15 protein-coding genes are annotated in these 16,428 nt (G+C 64.6%); 6 read left to right on the top strand and 9 right to left on the bottom strand.

What is annotated here, in order from left to right:
• Positions 1–26: 26 nt before the first annotated feature.
• The 5 genes from ABXS05_RS00680 to ABXS05_RS00700 all read right to left on the bottom strand — a co-directional run bounded on the left by ABXS05_RS00680 (position 27) and on the right by ABXS05_RS00700 (position 6,116).
• A complete protein-coding gene (locus ABXS05_RS00680; protein WP_367622570.1) occupies positions 27–956 on the bottom strand; it encodes an ABC transporter permease in 930 nt (309 codons plus the stop codon).
• Complete coding sequence (locus ABXS05_RS00685) at positions 953–2,500, bottom strand: sugar ABC transporter ATP-binding protein (protein ID WP_367622571.1); 1,548 nt, start codon at positions 2,498–2,500, stop codon at positions 953–955. Before ABXS05_RS00685 ends, ABXS05_RS00680 begins: the two co-directional genes overlap by 4 nt.
• Positions 2,497–3,387, bottom strand: coding sequence for a sugar ABC transporter substrate-binding protein (locus ABXS05_RS00690; RefSeq protein WP_367622572.1), 891 nt, complete (start codon positions 3,385–3,387; stop codon positions 2,497–2,499). The genes ABXS05_RS00685 and ABXS05_RS00690 overlap by 4 nt, the downstream gene beginning before the upstream one ends.
• Positions 3,388–3,472: 85 nt before the next feature.
• Positions 3,473–4,924 (bottom strand): xylulokinase, encoded by a 1,452-nt coding sequence (locus ABXS05_RS00695; protein ID WP_367622573.1) that lies wholly within the window; start codon positions 4,922–4,924, stop codon positions 3,473–3,475.
• A 73-nt stretch (positions 4,925–4,997) separates the two neighbouring features.
• Positions 4,998–6,116: a lactonase family protein gene (locus ABXS05_RS00700; RefSeq protein ID WP_367622574.1), complete on the bottom strand. Its 1,119-nt coding sequence runs from the start codon at positions 6,114–6,116 to the stop codon at positions 4,998–5,000.
• A gap of 259 nt (positions 6,117–6,375) precedes the next feature.
• On the opposite strand from ABXS05_RS00700, the gene ABXS05_RS00705 reads away from it, so the two are divergent.
• The 6 genes from ABXS05_RS00705 (at position 6,376) to ABXS05_RS00730 (ending at position 12,548) form a co-directional block, all read left to right on the top strand.
• Complete coding sequence (locus ABXS05_RS00705) at positions 6,376–7,113, top strand: SDR family oxidoreductase (RefSeq protein ID WP_367622575.1); 738 nt, start codon at positions 6,376–6,378, stop codon at positions 7,111–7,113.
• A gap of 238 nt (positions 7,114–7,351) precedes the next feature.
• Complete coding sequence (locus ABXS05_RS00710; protein ID WP_367622576.1) at positions 7,352–8,947, top strand: CYTH and CHAD domain-containing protein; 1,596 nt, start codon at positions 7,352–7,354, stop codon at positions 8,945–8,947.
• 123 nt (positions 8,948–9,070) lie between these two features.
• The gene (locus ABXS05_RS00715; RefSeq protein WP_311938103.1) at positions 9,071–9,931 is read left to right on the top strand and encodes a D-amino-acid transaminase; all 861 of its coding nucleotides are present in this window, start codon (positions 9,071–9,073) and stop codon (positions 9,929–9,931) included.
• Between the two features lie 229 nt (positions 9,932–10,160).
• Positions 10,161–10,418: an RNA chaperone Hfq gene (hfq, locus tag ABXS05_RS00720; RefSeq protein WP_068290859.1), complete on the top strand. Its 258-nt coding sequence runs from the start codon at positions 10,161–10,163 to the stop codon at positions 10,416–10,418.
• 50 nt (positions 10,419–10,468) lie between these two features.
• The gene (gene hflX / locus ABXS05_RS00725) at positions 10,469–11,830 is read left to right on the top strand and encodes a GTPase HflX (RefSeq protein WP_394309253.1); all 1,362 of its coding nucleotides are present in this window, start codon (positions 10,469–10,471) and stop codon (positions 11,828–11,830) included.
• Positions 11,823–12,548: a class I SAM-dependent methyltransferase gene (locus tag ABXS05_RS00730; RefSeq protein ID WP_367622577.1), complete on the top strand. Its 726-nt coding sequence runs from the start codon at positions 11,823–11,825 to the stop codon at positions 12,546–12,548. The genes hflX and ABXS05_RS00730 overlap by 8 nt, the downstream gene beginning before the upstream one ends.
• Positions 12,549–12,561: 13 nt before the next feature.
• Here the strand turns inward: ABXS05_RS00730 and ABXS05_RS00735 are convergent, their stop codons facing one another.
• From ABXS05_RS00735 to ABXS05_RS00750, 4 genes are all read right to left on the bottom strand, one after another.
• A complete protein-coding gene (locus tag ABXS05_RS00735) occupies positions 12,562–13,080 on the bottom strand; it encodes a hypothetical protein (RefSeq protein WP_367622578.1) in 519 nt (172 codons plus the stop codon).
• A gap of 158 nt (positions 13,081–13,238) precedes the next feature.
• Entirely contained in the window at positions 13,239–13,487 is a 249-nt protein-coding gene (locus tag ABXS05_RS00740; protein ID WP_105862915.1) for a YMGG-like glycine zipper-containing protein, read from the bottom strand.
• A 290-nt stretch (positions 13,488–13,777) separates the two neighbouring features.
• On the bottom strand, positions 13,778–15,781 hold the full coding sequence (locus ABXS05_RS00745) for an SGNH/GDSL hydrolase family protein (protein WP_367622579.1): 2,004 nt from the start codon (positions 15,779–15,781) through the stop codon (positions 13,778–13,780).
• A gap of 58 nt (positions 15,782–15,839) precedes the next feature.
• Positions 15,840–16,361, bottom strand: coding sequence for an AAA family ATPase (locus ABXS05_RS00750; RefSeq protein WP_367622580.1), 522 nt, complete (start codon positions 16,359–16,361; stop codon positions 15,840–15,842).
• Positions 16,362–16,428: the final 67 nt, after the last annotated feature.

The raw sequence follows: 16,428 nt of genomic DNA on the forward strand, positions 1-16,428 counted from the left end.
TACCCATTCAGGGAACTGCATTATTTCTAATCTCGCAGCCGCCCGACATTGCGCACCAGCACGGCTGCCAGAATGATCAGGCCGGTCAGGATATCCTGCATGTAGTTGGGCACGCCGAGGATGGTGAGGCCATTCGCCACCACGGCGATGATCACAGCACCCAGCAGAGTGCCGAGGGCGTTGGCGTCGCCGCCACGAAAAGCCGTCATGCCGAGAAAGGCGGCGGCATAGGCCTGGAGCAGGAAGCCATTGCCGCCGGTCGGATGGGCGCTGCCCAGCCTCGCCACCAACAGGAGGCCGACAAGCCCGGCGAACAGCGTGCAGATCGCAAAGCCGAGCACCGTGCTGCGCACGATCGGAACGCCGGTGAGGCGAGCCGCTTCACGGTTGCCGCCAATGGCCGCCATGCGCCGGCCGGGCTCGGTGAAATCCAGCAGGATGACGCAGATGGCCGTCATGGCGATGGCCCACAGCGTCAGTACCGGCACGCCTGCCAGCGTGCCGCGCCCGAGGTCGCGGAAGGCCGGTGGAATATTGCCGAACAGCGTGGCGCCGTCGCTGATCCAGAAGGTGAAGCCGCCGACCACCGTGCCGATGGCGAGGGTGGCGATGAAGCTCGGCACCCTCAGGCGCGAGACGAGATAGCCGCTGACGCAGCCGACGACCGCCGACGACACCAGCGTGGCAAGAATGGTGGCCGGAATGCCCCAGCCTTGCGCGAACAGGCTGACGGCCAGGATTCCGGCCCAGGACACCACCGCCCCGACCGAGAGATCGAATTCCGACAGCACCATCACGCAGGTCGCGCCGAGAGCCACGATGGCGAGCAGCGAGGATTGCTGGGTGATGTTGATCAGATTGGAGGCCTGGGCGAAGGAACCCGGCGAAAGGGCCGAGAAAACCCCGACGATGACGAAAAGGCCAAGAAGCGTGCCGTAGCGGGCGGTGAAGTTCAAGCTGTCCTCCGGGAGTCCCGATGCGGTCTTGCTGTGCGAAAGGTCGCCGCGAGCACCTGCTGGCGGGTCAAGCCGGCGGCCGGAGCGTCCAGTGCGATCTCACCCTTGGCCATCACCACGATGCGCCCGGCCAGCGCGAACAGTTCCTCGATGTCGCTGGTGGCGAATAGGATCAGCGTGCCGTCGCCGGCGAGCTCGTGGCAAAGGGCGTGGATCTCGGCTTTGGAACGGACGTCGACGCCCCGCGTCGGTTCGTCCAGCAGGAAGAGGCGCAGACCCGGCCTGAACCATCGCCCGATCAAGATCTTTTGCTGATTGCCGCCGGAGAGAGTGGCGATGCGGTCGGCGAGGCGGCCGTAGCGGACGGCAAGCCGATCCAGCATCGCGCTGGCCTTGCGTCGCAAGGTCGGCCAGGACAGGAGGGGCAGGCCGGCCACGGCCCGACCGTCGGAAAGACGGGGGAGGGTGGCATTGTCCAGGATGGAGTGGTTGATCACCAGGCCGCTGCCGCGGCGGTCCTCCGGCGCAAACGCGACTCTTGCCCGAAGCCGGGAGGGGATGCCGGCCGGCGGCAAGGGCCGCCCGGCCAGAGATAACCTGCCGCTCGCCCGCGGCATCGCGCCCCAGAGCGCCTTCAACAGGCTGGAGCGCCCGCTGCCGACGATGCCGTACAAGCCGATGATTTCGCCGCCATGGGCGCTCAATTGCAGGGAGCCGTGCCGGGGCGAGGGGGAAAAGCCGTCGAGCTCGAGCAGCTTTTCGGCTCGCCTGGCCGGAAGCGGAAGGGCGTCGCGGAGTTGGGCGTCACCGGCCATCATCGCCACGACGGCGTCGGGCGTGGTTTCGGTGATCAGGCCTTGGCCGACGGTGACGCCGTTGCGCAATACCGTATAGTCCTGCGCGAGCTCGAAGACCTCCTCCATGCGATGGGAGACGAAGATCACGGCGCATCCCGCCTGCGCGAGAGTGACGACCACCTTTCTCAGGATCGCGGCTTCGCTTTCGCTCAAGGAGGCCGTGGGTTCGTCCAGCACCAGGATGCGCGCCTCGTCCATCAAGGCCCGCAAGATCTCGACCAGCTGGCACTGGCCCACCGAGAGATGGCGTACCGGGACGTCCAGCGGCAGGGCGATGCCGAGCCTGTCGCGGACAGCCGCCAGGCGGCGTTGCATGGCCTGCCGGTCGATCAGGCCGAAACGGCGCGGGTAGCGCCGGCCGACAAAGGCGTTCTCGGCCGCGGTGAAACCCGGTACCAGGTTGAGTTCCTGATGCACGAAGCGCAGACCCGCGGCCTCCGCCGCCCTGGGATCACGCGGAGCATGGAGCGCGCCGTCGAGCTGCATCGCACCACCATCGGGCTGATACACGCCCGACAGGCATTTGAGCAGGCTCGACTTACCGGCACCGTTCTCGCCCAGCAGGGCATGGATGCGTCCAGGCTTGACGTTGAGGTCGACGCCATCGAGGGCATGTACGCCGCCGAAATGTTTCTTCAGGCCGGTGATCTCGAGCCGCGGAACAGCGCGGCCGGAGGACTGGCTCATTGCGGACACGTCACGCCCAGGCTTGCCCGGTCGACGACCTTGGCCTCGACCTGGATTTCCTGTTTGCTGACGGGCTTGCCCTCCAGCACATTGGCGATTTCGGTCACGGCGCTATGGGCGATCCCCGGAAAGTCCTGGCGCACGGTCGCGACCAGGTCGGTGCATTGCTTGATCAGGTCGACGGCCTGCGGATTGCCGTCGATGCCGGCGATCACCATCCTGGAATCGGGCGCATCGCTCTGCTGGGCGAGGAGAGCCCCGATCGCCGGCTCATCCCAGGCGGCCCAGACGCCGTCGATCTTGGTGCCGTGCTGGCGGATGAAGGTTTCCATGGCCAGGCGTGAATCGTCGATCGGTCCGGGGACCTTCACATAATGCTCGGCGATCACCTTGATGCCCGGATTGGCGGCCAGCGCCTTGTCGAGGGCGAGTTCGCGCTGATGCACGCCGGGATGGGCCGAATAGTAGAACTTGACGATATTGCCCTTGCCGCCCAGCTGCTTGAACAGCTTGTCCGACAGGATGGTGCCGAGGGCGAAATTGTCGGTGGCGATGCTGGCGGTCACACCGGGCGCCAGGGCGCCGTCGAGGGCGAAGACGGGAATCTTCTTGGCCGCCGCGGCGGCGACCTGGTCGGCGATCTGCTTGGGATCGACGCTGACCAGGACGACGGCTTTCACGCCGGCATTGGTGACGTCCTCGACCCGGCTTGCCAGCTGCTGAAGGTCACCGCGGGTATCGACGACATTGACGTTCCAGCCCTTGCCGGCGGCATCCTTCTTGAAGGTTTCGACGATCTCGTTGGTCGCGACCGAGCTGATATAGGGCGTCAATACGGCGATATCCTCGGCCTGGGCCGCGTTCGCGACGACGCTGGCCAAGGTCATGGCCAAGATTGAAACACCGATCTTCACGTGGATCCCCCGATAGCTTCGACCCGGGTCGGATCTCCCGGGCAGTTTCTTTGCGTTGCTATGGCATAGTCCGCGGCAGTTCGCGCGCGAAATCCGATGCGGCACGATAGCTGTGATAGCGCCGTTCCGCGGCTTCCGCGCGAGAAGGATGAGGCTCGACCGTGACACTGCCCGTCAATTGCTGCACCGGCTCGAAGCCAAGCCTGGGGGCGAGCATGCGATAAATGCCGAGCGCCGGCATCTCCTGGCTGGCAGCCGGCGCAATCACGGGCCGGTTCAGCACTTCGGCGAGGAAGCGTTGCTGCAACGGGCTGCGGGCGCCACCGCCGATCACCGTCAACGGCTGGCGCGGCAGGCCGGCGGCTTCCAGATTGTGGCGGATGGCAAAGGCGATACCTTCGAGCACGGCCCGGCACAGAGCACCCGGCCCGTGACCGCGATCAAGGCCGAGGAAAGCACCGCGAACCGCGCGATCCTCGAAGGGCGAACGCTCGCCGAAGAGATAAGGCAGGAACAGCGGATGGGAGGCGGCGCCACCAGCCGAGGCGTGATCGAGCAGCGTCTCCACCGGCAGGGATGTGATCTCGCTCAGCCAATCGAGCGCCGCGCCCGCGCACAGGAAGGGCGTGATGACGATCGCGCGGCTGCCCTCGACGGGGTCGGCCAGAGTATAGCTGTCGCGCGGCGGGCGGGCATCGGCAATGTCCATGGTGCCGGCGACCCAGCCGGTCGTGCCGATATAGGCATAGGCCGTGTTGGGTGCATCGGCGAAGGCACCCCAGGTTGCGGCCGCGCCATCGCCGGCGCCATTGTAGACTGGGATGTCACGTGGCAGGCCGAGGGCGACGGCGCTTTCAGCGGCAAGCGGGCCGACGATTGCGTCTGCAGCCAGGATTTTCGGCATTTGCGCGGCTTTGACGCCGGCTGCCGCCAGCAGGGTTTCATCCCAGGCGCTGCTGACGATGTTGTAGAGCCCGGTCGTCGTCGCAGTGGTGGGATCGATGACGCTACGCCCGGTGAGGCGCTTGATCACGGCATCCTTGGCCCCGAAGAGAAAGCCGGTGACGGCGTCGAGCGACGGGCCTGGAAGGAAGCGCTCGAGCCGCATCAGCTTGAGGATAGGATGGGCAGGATCGAGATGATTGCCGGTGCGCTGGCCGTAATCTCCGGGAAGCCGGTCGCGCAGGGCCGCCACTTCATGCTGGTCGAGCCGGCGATCGGAATAGAGTATCGCCGGGCCAATGGGCTCGCCCGTCGGGGAAAGGGCGATGAGGTTCTGCATCGAACCGGCCAGGCCGATCGCGCAGACATCGGACCGAAAAGGCAGCTCGCTCACCGCCGCCTGAGCGGCGGTCCACCATTGGCGCGCATCCTGCTCGACGGACCCGTCCGAGAGGGTCTGCGTGGTCAGAGGCCGTGTCGCCGAGGCCACGGCCGTGCCGGTGCGGTCGTACAGCACCGCCTTGAGCGCGGTGGAGCCCACATCGAGAATGAGAAGCTTGTCGCCCACGTCTTGCTTCCAAGGGCTGCGGAGGCATCGCAAAGGGCGATGCGCTCCGTAATGCCGGCTTTTGGGAAATGCCTCAGGCTTCGTCGATCTGAAGGAAGGCCACGCAGGTCGGCGTGCCGATCTGGATCTCGGTGCCGGTCGGGGTCAACTCGCCACTCTCCTTGTTGACGGCGAAGACGACGAGCTTGTCGCTGTTCTGGCTGGCCGCCACCAGGAAATTGCCCGAAGGGTCGATGGCGAAATGGCGGGGAAACTGCCCGCCGCAGGGCACGTTGTGCTCCAGCACCATGCCGCCTTCGCTGTCGAGGGCGATGACGCCGATCGTGTCGTGGCCGCGATTGCCGACATAGAGATAGGCGCCATCGGCCGAAATCGCGATTTCCGAGCAGAAGCTGCCCGATCCGGCTGATTCAGGCAGTGCCGAAATCGTGCTGACCAAGGTGAGCTTGGCCTGGTCCGCCTCGAAGGCGAAGGAGGATACGGTGGAGTCGAGCTCGTTGGCGACATAGAGCAGATTGCCGCGCGGATGGAAGACGAAATGGCGCGGACCGGCCCCGGCTGGGACGGAGGCGGCTCCGGCGCGGGTGATCGCACCGGTCTGGGCATCGAAGCGATAGACCACCAGCAGGTCGAGCCCGAGATCGGCAACCACGATATAGCGGTTATCGGGCGTGACGCGGACGCAATGGGGGTGAGGGCGCTCTTGGCGCTCCGGATCCGGTCCCGTGCCGGCATGGGTGGCGTCGCTGACGGCTGCTTTCAGCCCACCATCCTCGCGGATCGGCAACACCGCGATGGCCTTGTTGGGCAGTTCGCCTTCCGCGGTCAGGCTGTAATTGGCGACGAGCAGGAAATTGGCGTTGCGGTCATGGCTGTTAAAGGCGGCGATGCTGCCCAGGGTCGGCTGCTTGTTGATATAGCTCAGCGTGCCGTCCGCGGGGTCGATGGCATAGGCCGAAACCGTGCCCTCGTTCCAGCCGAACACCTCGCTGTTGACATGCAGCACCTTGCGTTTGGCGTCGACGCCGATCCAGGTTGGGTTGTCGATACCCTCGATCAGTCCGACAGGTGTGATGGCACCGGTTGCCTGGTCGAAGGAGAAAGCGGAAATGCCCTTGGCGTTGTGGGTTGGGTAATATGGCGTTGGGCGCGTGGGGCCGCCGACATAAAGAAAAGTGCGCTGTCCGGACATAATCCCGCCTTGTCAGACTCAGAAACTCGATGCGGCGCCGACCATATGGGACAGGGATGGCCCGGGCAACCGGGCCCGGTCAGATTATACTCCCAAGGCGATGCGCGACGATTTGCGACGACCTTCGATTTGAATAATTCATACAAATGCAGCTATCAATCGGGAAGGGGCGCCGGTCCATTCAGGCAGGCGCGTCCCCAAGCAAAGCCGAGCACATGCAAAAGAGCCGGTTCGCCGGCGATCGACGACGGAGAGTGAAATGTCCCTACCCCTACAGGGCAAGACAGCCCTTGTCACCGCGGCCGCCCAGGGGATCGGCCGCGCCTCGGCGATAGCGCTGGCCCGCGCCGGCGCACAGGTGGTCGCCACCGACATTGCCGAAGACAAGCTGGCCGATCTCGCCGGGGTTGAAGGCATCGCCGTCGAACGGCTGGACGTGCTGTCGCCGGAGGCGATCGCCGCCTTTGCCGAACGTCATGGACCCCAGGCCGACATTCTCTTCAACTGCGCCGGCGTCGTCCATGCCGGCACCATTCTCGATTGCACGGAAAAGGACTGGAATTTCGCCTTCGATCTCAACGTCACGGCGATGTTCCGCATGATCAGGGCCTTCCTGCCGCATATGCTGCAGCGCGGCGATGGCAGCATCATCAACATGTCTTCGGTGGCTTCGTCGGTGAAGGGAATCCCCAACCGTTTTGCCTACCAGGCCTCGAAGTCCGCAGTGGTCGGCATCACCAAATCGGTGGCGGCGGACTATGTGAGCAAGGGCATACGCTGCAACGCCATCGCCCCCGGGACAGTCGAAAGCCCCTCCCTGCGCGAAAGGCTGGAGGCAACCGGCGACTATGAGGCGGCGCGTGCCGCTTTCGTCGCGCGCCAGCCGATCGGCCGAATCGGTCAGCCCGAGGAGATTGCCGATCTCGTCGTCTACCTCGCCGGTGCTACCTATACGACGGGACAGATCCACATCATCGACGGCGGCTGGACCGGTTGACGGGCGGGGCCTGGTACCCCGTCGAATGCGAACGGCAGCCCCCGCATTGCAGGCTCTGGTCATTCACATCGCTGGCGCGGGAAATGATTTGAACCACATTTGTCCACGGTGATGCGTGTTTCAGGGCTTGCCGGGCGGTAGTATGTGACAATTTGATCTGCCATAGCTCCACTTCGTCATCAAATCGTCATCAAAACGGGCGCGTCGGTCCGGTGACGACATTGCTCGGAGTAAAGACGTGGAAACAGGCAGTAGACCCGCACCGGCAGTGCCCGCACCGACCTTGCCGGCCCCGGCTGCCAATCGGGAAATCGAACTCAAGCTGCTGGCCCCCGCCGACAGCTTCGATTCTCTCGCTGCGGTTCCCGTCATTGCCCAGCATGCCCGCAATCGCGGCGTCTTTCGCAATTTCGAGAACGCCTATTACGATACGCCCGATCGCCAGCTCTATCGCAACAAGATCGCCCTCAGGGTACGCAAGAGCGGCAAGAGCTTTATCCAGACGCTCAAACGCCCGGCCGACGGCACCAATCCCCTGGCGCGCCATGAATGGGAAGTGCCCGTACCGAGCCTGGAGCCGGATCTGGCCCTCTTGCCGCCCGAAGCCCTGGAGATCGGCATGGACGGCGTCGGCAACGGCGTGCTCGAGGCCGTCTTCGTCACCAAGTTCCGCCGGCGTATCCAGGCGCTCGACCTGCCGGCCGCCAAACTGGAACTTGCCTTCGATCAGGGTGAGATTCGGGCCGGTGAGCGCCGCGAGGCCATCAGCGAGCTCGAACTGGAGCTCAAGGGCGGAGACGCGGGTGCCCTCTATGACGTCGCCCTGGCCCTGCTCGATGTCGCGCCCCTTCGCGTAGGTACGCTGGCCAAGGCCGATCGTGGCTATAAGCTCGCCTATGATCCGCCGGCCGAGGGCGTGCGGGCTGCCAAGGGCAGCATCGGCGCCGCCGACAATGTCGACGAGATCGTCGCTAAGCTGCTCGGTGACTGCCAGCGCCACATGGTCGCCAATCAGGCCGTGGTGGAGGAGGGCAGGACGCCGGAAGGTGTGCACCAGATGCGGGTGGCGTTGCGGCGCATGCGCACCGCCATTTCGATTCTCCAACGCCAGATCGGCTCACCGACGCTCGCGCTGCTGGCGGTGGAGGCCAAGTGGCTGGCGTCGACGCTCGGGCCCGTGCGCAATTGGGACGTGCTGGTGGTGGATACCATTCCCGGCATCGAGACACATTGCCCCGACGAGAAGGCCTTTGCGGCGATGCGGGCTCATGTCGAGCCGAGGCGGCTGCATGGCTATCAGCATCTGCGCGAACTGTTCGCCGGTGCCCGCTACAACCGTTTCCTGCTGACGCTCGGGCGCACCGTCGAAAGGCGCGTCTGGCGCAATGATATCGCCAGCGGCTCGCTTGGCATCCTGGCGGAGACCGCCGAGCAATTCGCTCGCCAGGCGCTGGAACGGCTGCATCGCCGTGCCCTGAAAGGGGGAAAGCATTTCAGGCGGCTTGAGCCGGTGGCTCAGCATGAGTTGCGGCTCGTGCTCAAGAAGCTGCGTTACGGTGCCGAGTTCTTCCGGGGCGTCTTTGACACCAAGGAAGAGGCGCAGCGTTATCTTGCCCGGCTGGCTGATCTCCAGGAAGGGCTCGGTCTGGCCAATGATGCGGCGACGACGGGCGGTCTGCTGGCCGTGCTCACGGACGAAACGCAGGATGCCGCCCTGCATCGTGGCGCCGGCCTGGTCACCGGCTGGCAGGCTCGCGACAAGGAAGTCGCTGCCGGTTCGCTGCACAAGCTCTGGAAGCGTTTTGCCCAGGGCGCGCCCTTCTGGCTGGCGTGACGGCTGATCGCGGGTTGTCACTGGCCTCAATCTGCGGCACACCGTCTGGGTTGCCAAATCTTGGCCGAGTCTTGGCGGCAGCCCTTGCCGCCCAATCCCGGTCGAAGCTTGCCTGAGGCCATCATGAGCCGCACCGCCTATGTGAACGGGGTCTATGTGCCGCTGCGCGACGCCTGCGTGCATGTCGAGGATCGTGGCTTCCAGTTTGCCGACGGGGTCTATGAGGTCTGCGAGGTTTTCGGCGGCCGGCTCATCGACGAGACCCGGCATCTTGCCCGGCTCAAGCGGTCCCTCTCGGAGCTGGGCATCGGCATGCCTGTCGGGGAGGGGGCGCTCAAGGTGATCCTGCGCGAGACCGTCCGGCGCAACCGTGTCCGCGATGGCTTGGTCTATCTCCAGGTCACGCGCGGAGCGGCCAGACGCGATTTCGTGTTTCCGGCAGCTGATACGCCGCCTACTTTGGTGGTGACCGCCCGCTCCGTCGACCGCAGCAAGGCCGAGGCGGGTGCTACCAACGGCATTTCGGTAATCAGCCTGCCGGATAATCGCTGGGAACGGGTCGACATCAAGTCCACGGGCCTTTTGCCCAATGCGCTGGCACGGCAAAGGGCCAAGGAGCGCGGCGCCAAGGAGGCCTGGTTCGTCGACAAGGACGGCTATGTCACCGAGGGGGCGGCCAGCAATGCCTGGATCATCACCCGCGAAAATACGCTGCTGACCCGCCCGGCCGAGAGCGGCATTCTGCGGGGCGTGACCCGAACCACGCTGTTGGACCTCGCCCGGCGCGATAATCTGCTGATCAGCGAACGGCCCTTCACGCTGGCGGAAGCCAAGGCCGCGAAGGAAGCCTTCGTGACCGCGGCGACGGCATTGATCATGCCAGTCGTGCGTATTGACGATACGGTGATCGGTGACGGTAAGCCGGGGGCTCTCACCACGCGTTTGCGCGCACGGTTCCATGAGGTGGCCGAGCGTTCACTTTAGTTTATGGTATACCATTGTTGCTTGACAGATGATGGCTTGGGGCCCATCTGCGATCATTCCGACAGATTGGGCGGAATGACGCGTGGCGATTGCAAACTTTTGCTTGCGCGACGCAGCATCCCCGTCGACTATGTAGGATGATTGCATGAAAGGCAGGCGCGTCAGCGTTGGCTGATTTTGCTTGTGAATGTCCGCGGACCAACCGCGGTCAAGGAGTTTCGGGGGTATTATGGCGGCGGAGCGCACCCAAAATCTACAGGACACGTTTCTCAACAATGTCCGCAAGAACAAGATCCCGCTCACGATCTTCCTGGTGAATGGTGTGAAGTTGCAAGGCGTTGTGACCTGGTTTGACAATTTTTGCGTGCTTTTGCGCCGCGACGGTCATTCCCAGCTGGTCTACAAGCACGCGATTTCGACGATCATGCCGGGCCATCCCGTCCAACTCTTCGAAGGCGGTGAGATCGAGGGCGCGGACAAGCTTTGATTCTTGCCGTACCGGCGGTGGCGGGGGCAACCCCGCCCGAAAGTTGACGTTTGACAGCAAATACTCTCAAGGATCCGGCGCATCGCATCGATGCGCATGAGCTGGAAGTTGCTTCCGGCACAAGAACTTATGTCGTCGCCCCGGTGCTGTCGCGCCGGAGCGAGAACGACCTCGTGCGATCACCCGAAGCCAAGCTCGAAGAGGCCGTCGGCCTAGCCGGCGCCATCGATCTCAATGTGGTCGGTGCCGTCGTGGTCGCGCTCGGCGAAATCAGGCCCTCGACCTATATCGGCAAAGGCAAGGTCGAGGAGATCAAGGCGGTCGTCGAGGCTGAGGATATCACCCTCGTGCTGATGGATTGCGCCCTGTCGCCCGTGCAGCAGCGCAATCTGGAAAAGGCCTGGGGCGCCAAGGTGATCGACCGCACCGGCCTCATCCTCGAAATCTTCGGCCGGCGCGCGCGCACCAAGGAAGGTACGCTGCAGGTCGAGCTCGCCCATCTCAACTATCAGAAGGGTCGCCTGGTCCGATCCTGGACCCATCTCGAACGCCAGCGCGGCGGCGGCGGCTTCCTCGGCGGTCCGGGTGAAACCCAGATCGAATCCGACAGGCGCCTGCTGCAGGATCGCATCGTGAAGCTGGAGCGCGAGCTCGAGCAGGTGAAACGCACCCGTTCCCTGCATCGCATCAGCCGGCGCAAGGTGCCTTATCCGATCGTGGCGCTCGTCGGCTATACCAATGCCGGCAAGTCGACCCTGTTCAACCGGCTGACCCGCGCCGAGGTGCTGGCCGAGGACATGCTGTTCGCCACGCTGGATCCGACGCTACGGGCACTCAAGCTGCCGCATGGCACCAAGGCGATCCTGTCCGATACGGTGGGGTTCATCTCCGAATTGCCGACCATGCTGGTGGCGGCCTTCCGCGCTACGCTGGAAGAGGTGTTGGAGGCGGATGTCATCCTGCATGTGCGCGACATCTCCCATGGCGACACCGAAGCCCAGGCGGGCGACGTGCGCTCCATCCTGCACAGCCTCGGCATCGAGGAGGGGACGAGGCAGACGGTGATCGAGGTCTGGAACAAGGTCGATCTCCTCGAAGAGCCGGGGCGCGAGGCGTTGCTGACGGCCTCCCGGCGCGAAGGCGGGAATCGGCCCGTGGTGGTCTCGGCCGTGACCGGGGAAGGGCTGCCGGCACTGCTCGACCGGGTCGAGGCGGTGGTTGCCGCCGGACGGCTGACACTCGCCATCGACATCCCTCCCGCGGATGGCGCAGGCCTTGCCTGGCTGCATGCCAACACCGACGTGCTGGCCCGCGAGACCGACGAGGATGGCGTCACCCATGTCTCCGTGCGCGTGGCCCCGGAACGTGCCGACCAGGTCAGGCGGCGGTTCGGGATCGCAGCCGTTGAATGAGCTGAGTGCGCATTACACCGATCCGCGCCTGGTGGCTCTCTACGACATGGAGAACCCGTGGGGACCGGACAGCGACTTCTACCTCGCCTTGGCAGGCAGACCGGCGCTCGCCATCCTCGATATCGGATGCGGAACCGGGATGATGGCGACAGCCTTTGCCCGGCAGGGGCATGCAGTCACCGCTGTCGACCCGGCCGCAGCCATGCTGGACGTGGCACGGTCGCGTCCGCAGGGGCAACTGGTGCGGTGGGTTCACGGACTGGTCGGAGAGGTCCAGGGAAGTTTCGACCTTGCCGTGATGACCGGGCACGCGTTCCAGGTTCTGCTCGACGACGAGACCACGCTGGCCTTCCTGCGGGCCGTGAAACAAAGGCTGTCGCCGGGCGGGCGCTTCGCGTTCGAGACGCGCAATCCCGACGCGCGGATCTGGGAAGAATGGGCGAAGCCGCTGGTGGGGAGTTCCGTGGCGGGGGCCACCGAAACGGCGCATGTCGATATCGAGAAACAGGGCGAGCTGGTATCTTTTCGTTCCATCTATCGCTTCGATGATGGAACGGAGATCTCCAGCCGCAGCACCTTGCGCTTCGCGTCCCAGGCGACGATTTCTGCTCTTGCCGAGAAGGCCGGATTTTCTCGCCAGATCTGGTACGGCGATTGGGATCGTCAGCCCGTAGAGGCGGGTAGCCGGGAGCTCATCCTGGTTGCGGGTTTTGCCTAGTCCGAACCTGCCTTCAACACGGGCCAGGCCGCAATGTCTGCGGACCGGTGATAGTGCAATGGCAATCGGATCCATCCCAATGCACGCTGTGCGACACCCATGAGGGACGCCGCCCGCAGGCATCGACCGGCGGCGAGCAGGAAGGGCAGACGAAGGCCCCCGAGTTGTTCATGGTGATGTCACCCGCCCCGTCTGCAGGCGTGGCGGTGATACCGAAATCTCCGTTGCGATAGAGAAAGACCTTCATCTGCCCGCGGCCGTCCAGTCCCTTCCAGCCATAGATTGCCCGGGGTGTTTCCAGATCGGTTTCGACGGCAAGAAGCTTGCCGCCGGAGCCGGCCGCCTTCTGCAGGCTGGCGAAGTCACGGATTTCTCGCAAGGTGGTGATCCAGCCCCTCGTCATGGCGACGTTCGCTTCGGGCTGTCCGGGATCGCGAGGGGGCCACGGCGCCAGCTCCGACGAGAGCGCCGGTAGAGCCAGGCAGATCGTCAGAATGATGGCTCCCGCCGAACCCGTGACCGGTCTCGACATCGAAGGCCCTCCACACACGGCGTGCGACGACAGCACGACTATGGCGCTTGGCGGTGTCGAGCGTCAAATGGAGAGGTGAACTGGAGCCAGTCGGCGTTGCCCTGGCTGTCCGTCTGGCGCAACGGACCCTGCTTCCTTGGGGCTTGGAGCGCTGGACTTCAGAACCAACTGGTTCGGGCGGGCTCCGGCGTCGTGACGAGACCGACGACAGCGCCGGTGGTTGCTCCGATGGCACCTCCGACCAGCGCGCCGGTGGTCGGCTGGCGAGCGACGAGACTGCCGACGATGGCGCCGCTGGTGCCGCCGATCAGGGCGCCGTTGAAGGCTCGCCCGGCCGGGCTCGAACTGCAGGAGGCCGTGCTGACGGCAAGGCCGGTGATCAGGATCAGACCCGGAAGTCTCTTCATGGTTGAGCATCCTTACGCTACGCTACGATGAATGGCTCATTTACTGAAAATTAACTTTTGGTCTTGAATCGGACGGAAGCAAGGCCCAGTCAGACAAGATTTGGCCCAATATATTAATTGCGATTCGCTCTGATAGTGTTCAAGGTCGTTTTACTGGCCGAAATGACGTCGATCGAGAGGAAAACGAGCGTTTTTCCTGATCTTCGGGGAGATCACCAGGCGGCCGGCATTCTCGCGACATGGTTAATCTTGGAGCCCGTTCGAGATTGCCCTTTCGGCACGGGCGGTCGCTACGGCGCCGGGGCGGTGGGTGCGGGCAATCCCAGCTTCTGGCGCAGAGCCTTCAGTACCCCGTCCCCCATGGCGGCCTGACCAAGCGCATTGGGATGGAAGGAGCCGCTGAGGGTGGCGGCCAGGACGGGCTGGGCGCGACCGTTCATGTGCGGATCGCCGCCACTGCCCGCCAGCGTACGCATGGTATTGGCGGCGAGAAAGGCATCGTTCGGTGTGACAAACCAGCGTTGCCGCGGGCGATAGGCCTGCCAGGCCGGCGGCGAAAACGGCGTCCAGCGTTGTCCGGTTGGATTGCTGATCGGAAAGCGAAGCCCGTCCGGGGCATTGCTGCCGTCCGCCATGCCAGGCTGGCACAAGGCGTGGCCCTTGAAGGCTGCAGCGAAGTCGCTGACCACCTGCCATCCGACCAGGGTCGGGATCTTGGAGTTGAGACCGTCGACGAAGGTGACCGATTCCGGGCCCGTGGTCGGCTTGCTGATCCGGAAGATCTCGTGAAGATCCATTCCGGCCGTTCCGGCTTCGCCGCTGGGGGCATGCGGACAGGTGCCGCTACCCGTGTGCAGCATTTGCGGGTAGCCGGTCTGGATGACCTGGGAGGCCGTCAGGCCCAGGAGCCGCTCGAAGGCCTGGGCCAGGACGCGATAGCGCTCGGCCAGCGAACTCTCCGCTGCCGTGGCATCCTGAAAGGTGATGGGACCAGCCCCCTTGATCCAAAGCCTTTCGGCGGTTCGTCTAAGCGACAGGAAATTGCTGCTGGCGGCCAGGGCCTCGCCGGCTATGACCCGGGAAAAGCCGATATCGTTCCCGCCGATGCTGAGCAGGAGGATGTCGGGTTTGCGCTTGAAGGCAGCGCAGCGCTTGAGATCGGTGTCCCAGGAAAAATGCGCCGGCGGCGAGAAGCGATTATAGCCCGTGAGGGGCAGGGGACAGAGGTCACGCAAGGCCCGCATGACCTGCGGCGAGGCATCGTACTGCCCGGCTTTGCCCGGCCTGTCCTTGGGGACGTCGTCGCGGGCGACCCAGTAGCCGAGCAGGCCCTCGAAGACTTCGGCGCCAGTGCAGCCATAGCCCAGATAGGTCACGCTCGCATGCGGCGCTTCCAGTGCGAGCGCCAGGGCCGCCTTGAGCTGGTGCGAATAGAGCGAGCGATGGCATTGCTGGTTGATCCACAGGGCACCGATCCCGAAGCTCTTGTCGAAATTGTGCTTGTAGCGGAGGGGGTAGAGGCGCAGCCTGCCACGCCATCCCGATTCACCCGGCAGATGCGACGATTCCTGGAAATTGTTGACGTCGGTGCCGAGCACCGCGGCCTTGTCGGGGTTCCCCTCGCCGGAGGCGAAGGAATCACCCATGCCGAGGATGGTGATCGGTCGGATCGTCTGGTCCGGCGCTTCGGCCAGGGTCGAGCCGTCAGCCTTGACGGACAGGGTGAAGGCGGTGCCGATGGGGATGTCGGTTAGGCGTATCTGCGCGGTGTCGCAAGCTGCCGTAGCGGCCACCGAGCCATTGACCAGCCATTGGCACTGGCGACCCGCAGGGGCTTCGGTGATGCTTGCGAGGATGTCGCTCTTGCGGGCGCCGACATAGTCCTCGCCATTGGCCAGCTTGCAGCCCCAATGCCCGCGATTGGTGGCGCTGAAGCAGGTGCTGCGGGCAAGGGCCGAGGCCCAGCCGAAACGCCAGATCGTCGCGGGATCGCCGAAAGCCTTGCCGAGTTGCCTGGCATCGGCGCGCTTTTCCAGCTCGACCTCGAGCGCCATCACGGGCTGGTTCTGGCGATCGGCCAAGGGCAGGTCGGCATAGAGGCCGGCGAGGGCACGGAAATGGTCCTCATTGCGAAACAGGGGAAAGCGATTGGCAACTTCCCACTGGATGGCCGGTGCGGCTTCGGCCGCTCCTGCAGCCATTGCAAGGCCGAAAACGACGGCGCACAGGCTTGCTCGGCTCCCGGCATGCCGCGCGCCTGATCGCTCCGTCCTGACAACGCCCATACGTGACATGGCAGCCCCCCGCATGCGATCGTCTCGCCACGGTACGGGGATGGGCGTGATGGCGCCGTTATCGCGGATGGCAGCACAGACGTCTGCGAGATCCGATAAACCGAAATAGCGCGTCGACGGTTGCTTGCACCGGTTGACGGGTGTCGATCTCGAAATCGGCCGAACGGCGCAGGAGCGGCTCGACCGCCATGATCAGTTCGGCGACCTTGCGACGCTCTTCCTCGGCATGGCCATAGCCCCAACCCGTTCGGGCGGCGAGCCGCGCCATGATGGTGGGAAGGGGAGCCGAGAGCAGGACGATGGCGTCGATCAAGGGAAAGACCTCAGCCATGTTCTCGGCGCAGCCGCTGACGAAGAAAGGCCCGGGGGATGATCGCGACAGCAGGGCCTCGACCTTGTCGAGTTGCCAGACCCAGTCCTCGCCCTGGCCGGGTGTCAGGTCATCTCCCGGGGCGGCCGGAACCCAATGCGACCATTCCGGCGTATCGAGGTCATGGGCTTGGTGGCCACGGGCGAGCAATTCGCGGATCACTGACGTCTTGCCGGTTCCGGACATGCCGGTGATCAGGATGCGTTTCATCGCTGTCTTGCTCCGAAAACAATCCGACGGGCCGGCTCATGACCATTGGTATAACTGTCACGTCGGG

The sequence above is a fragment of the Labrys neptuniae genome (assembly GCF_040797145.1).
In the GTDB taxonomy this organism is placed as follows: Bacteria; Pseudomonadota; Alphaproteobacteria; order Rhizobiales; family Labraceae; genus Labrys; species Labrys neptuniae.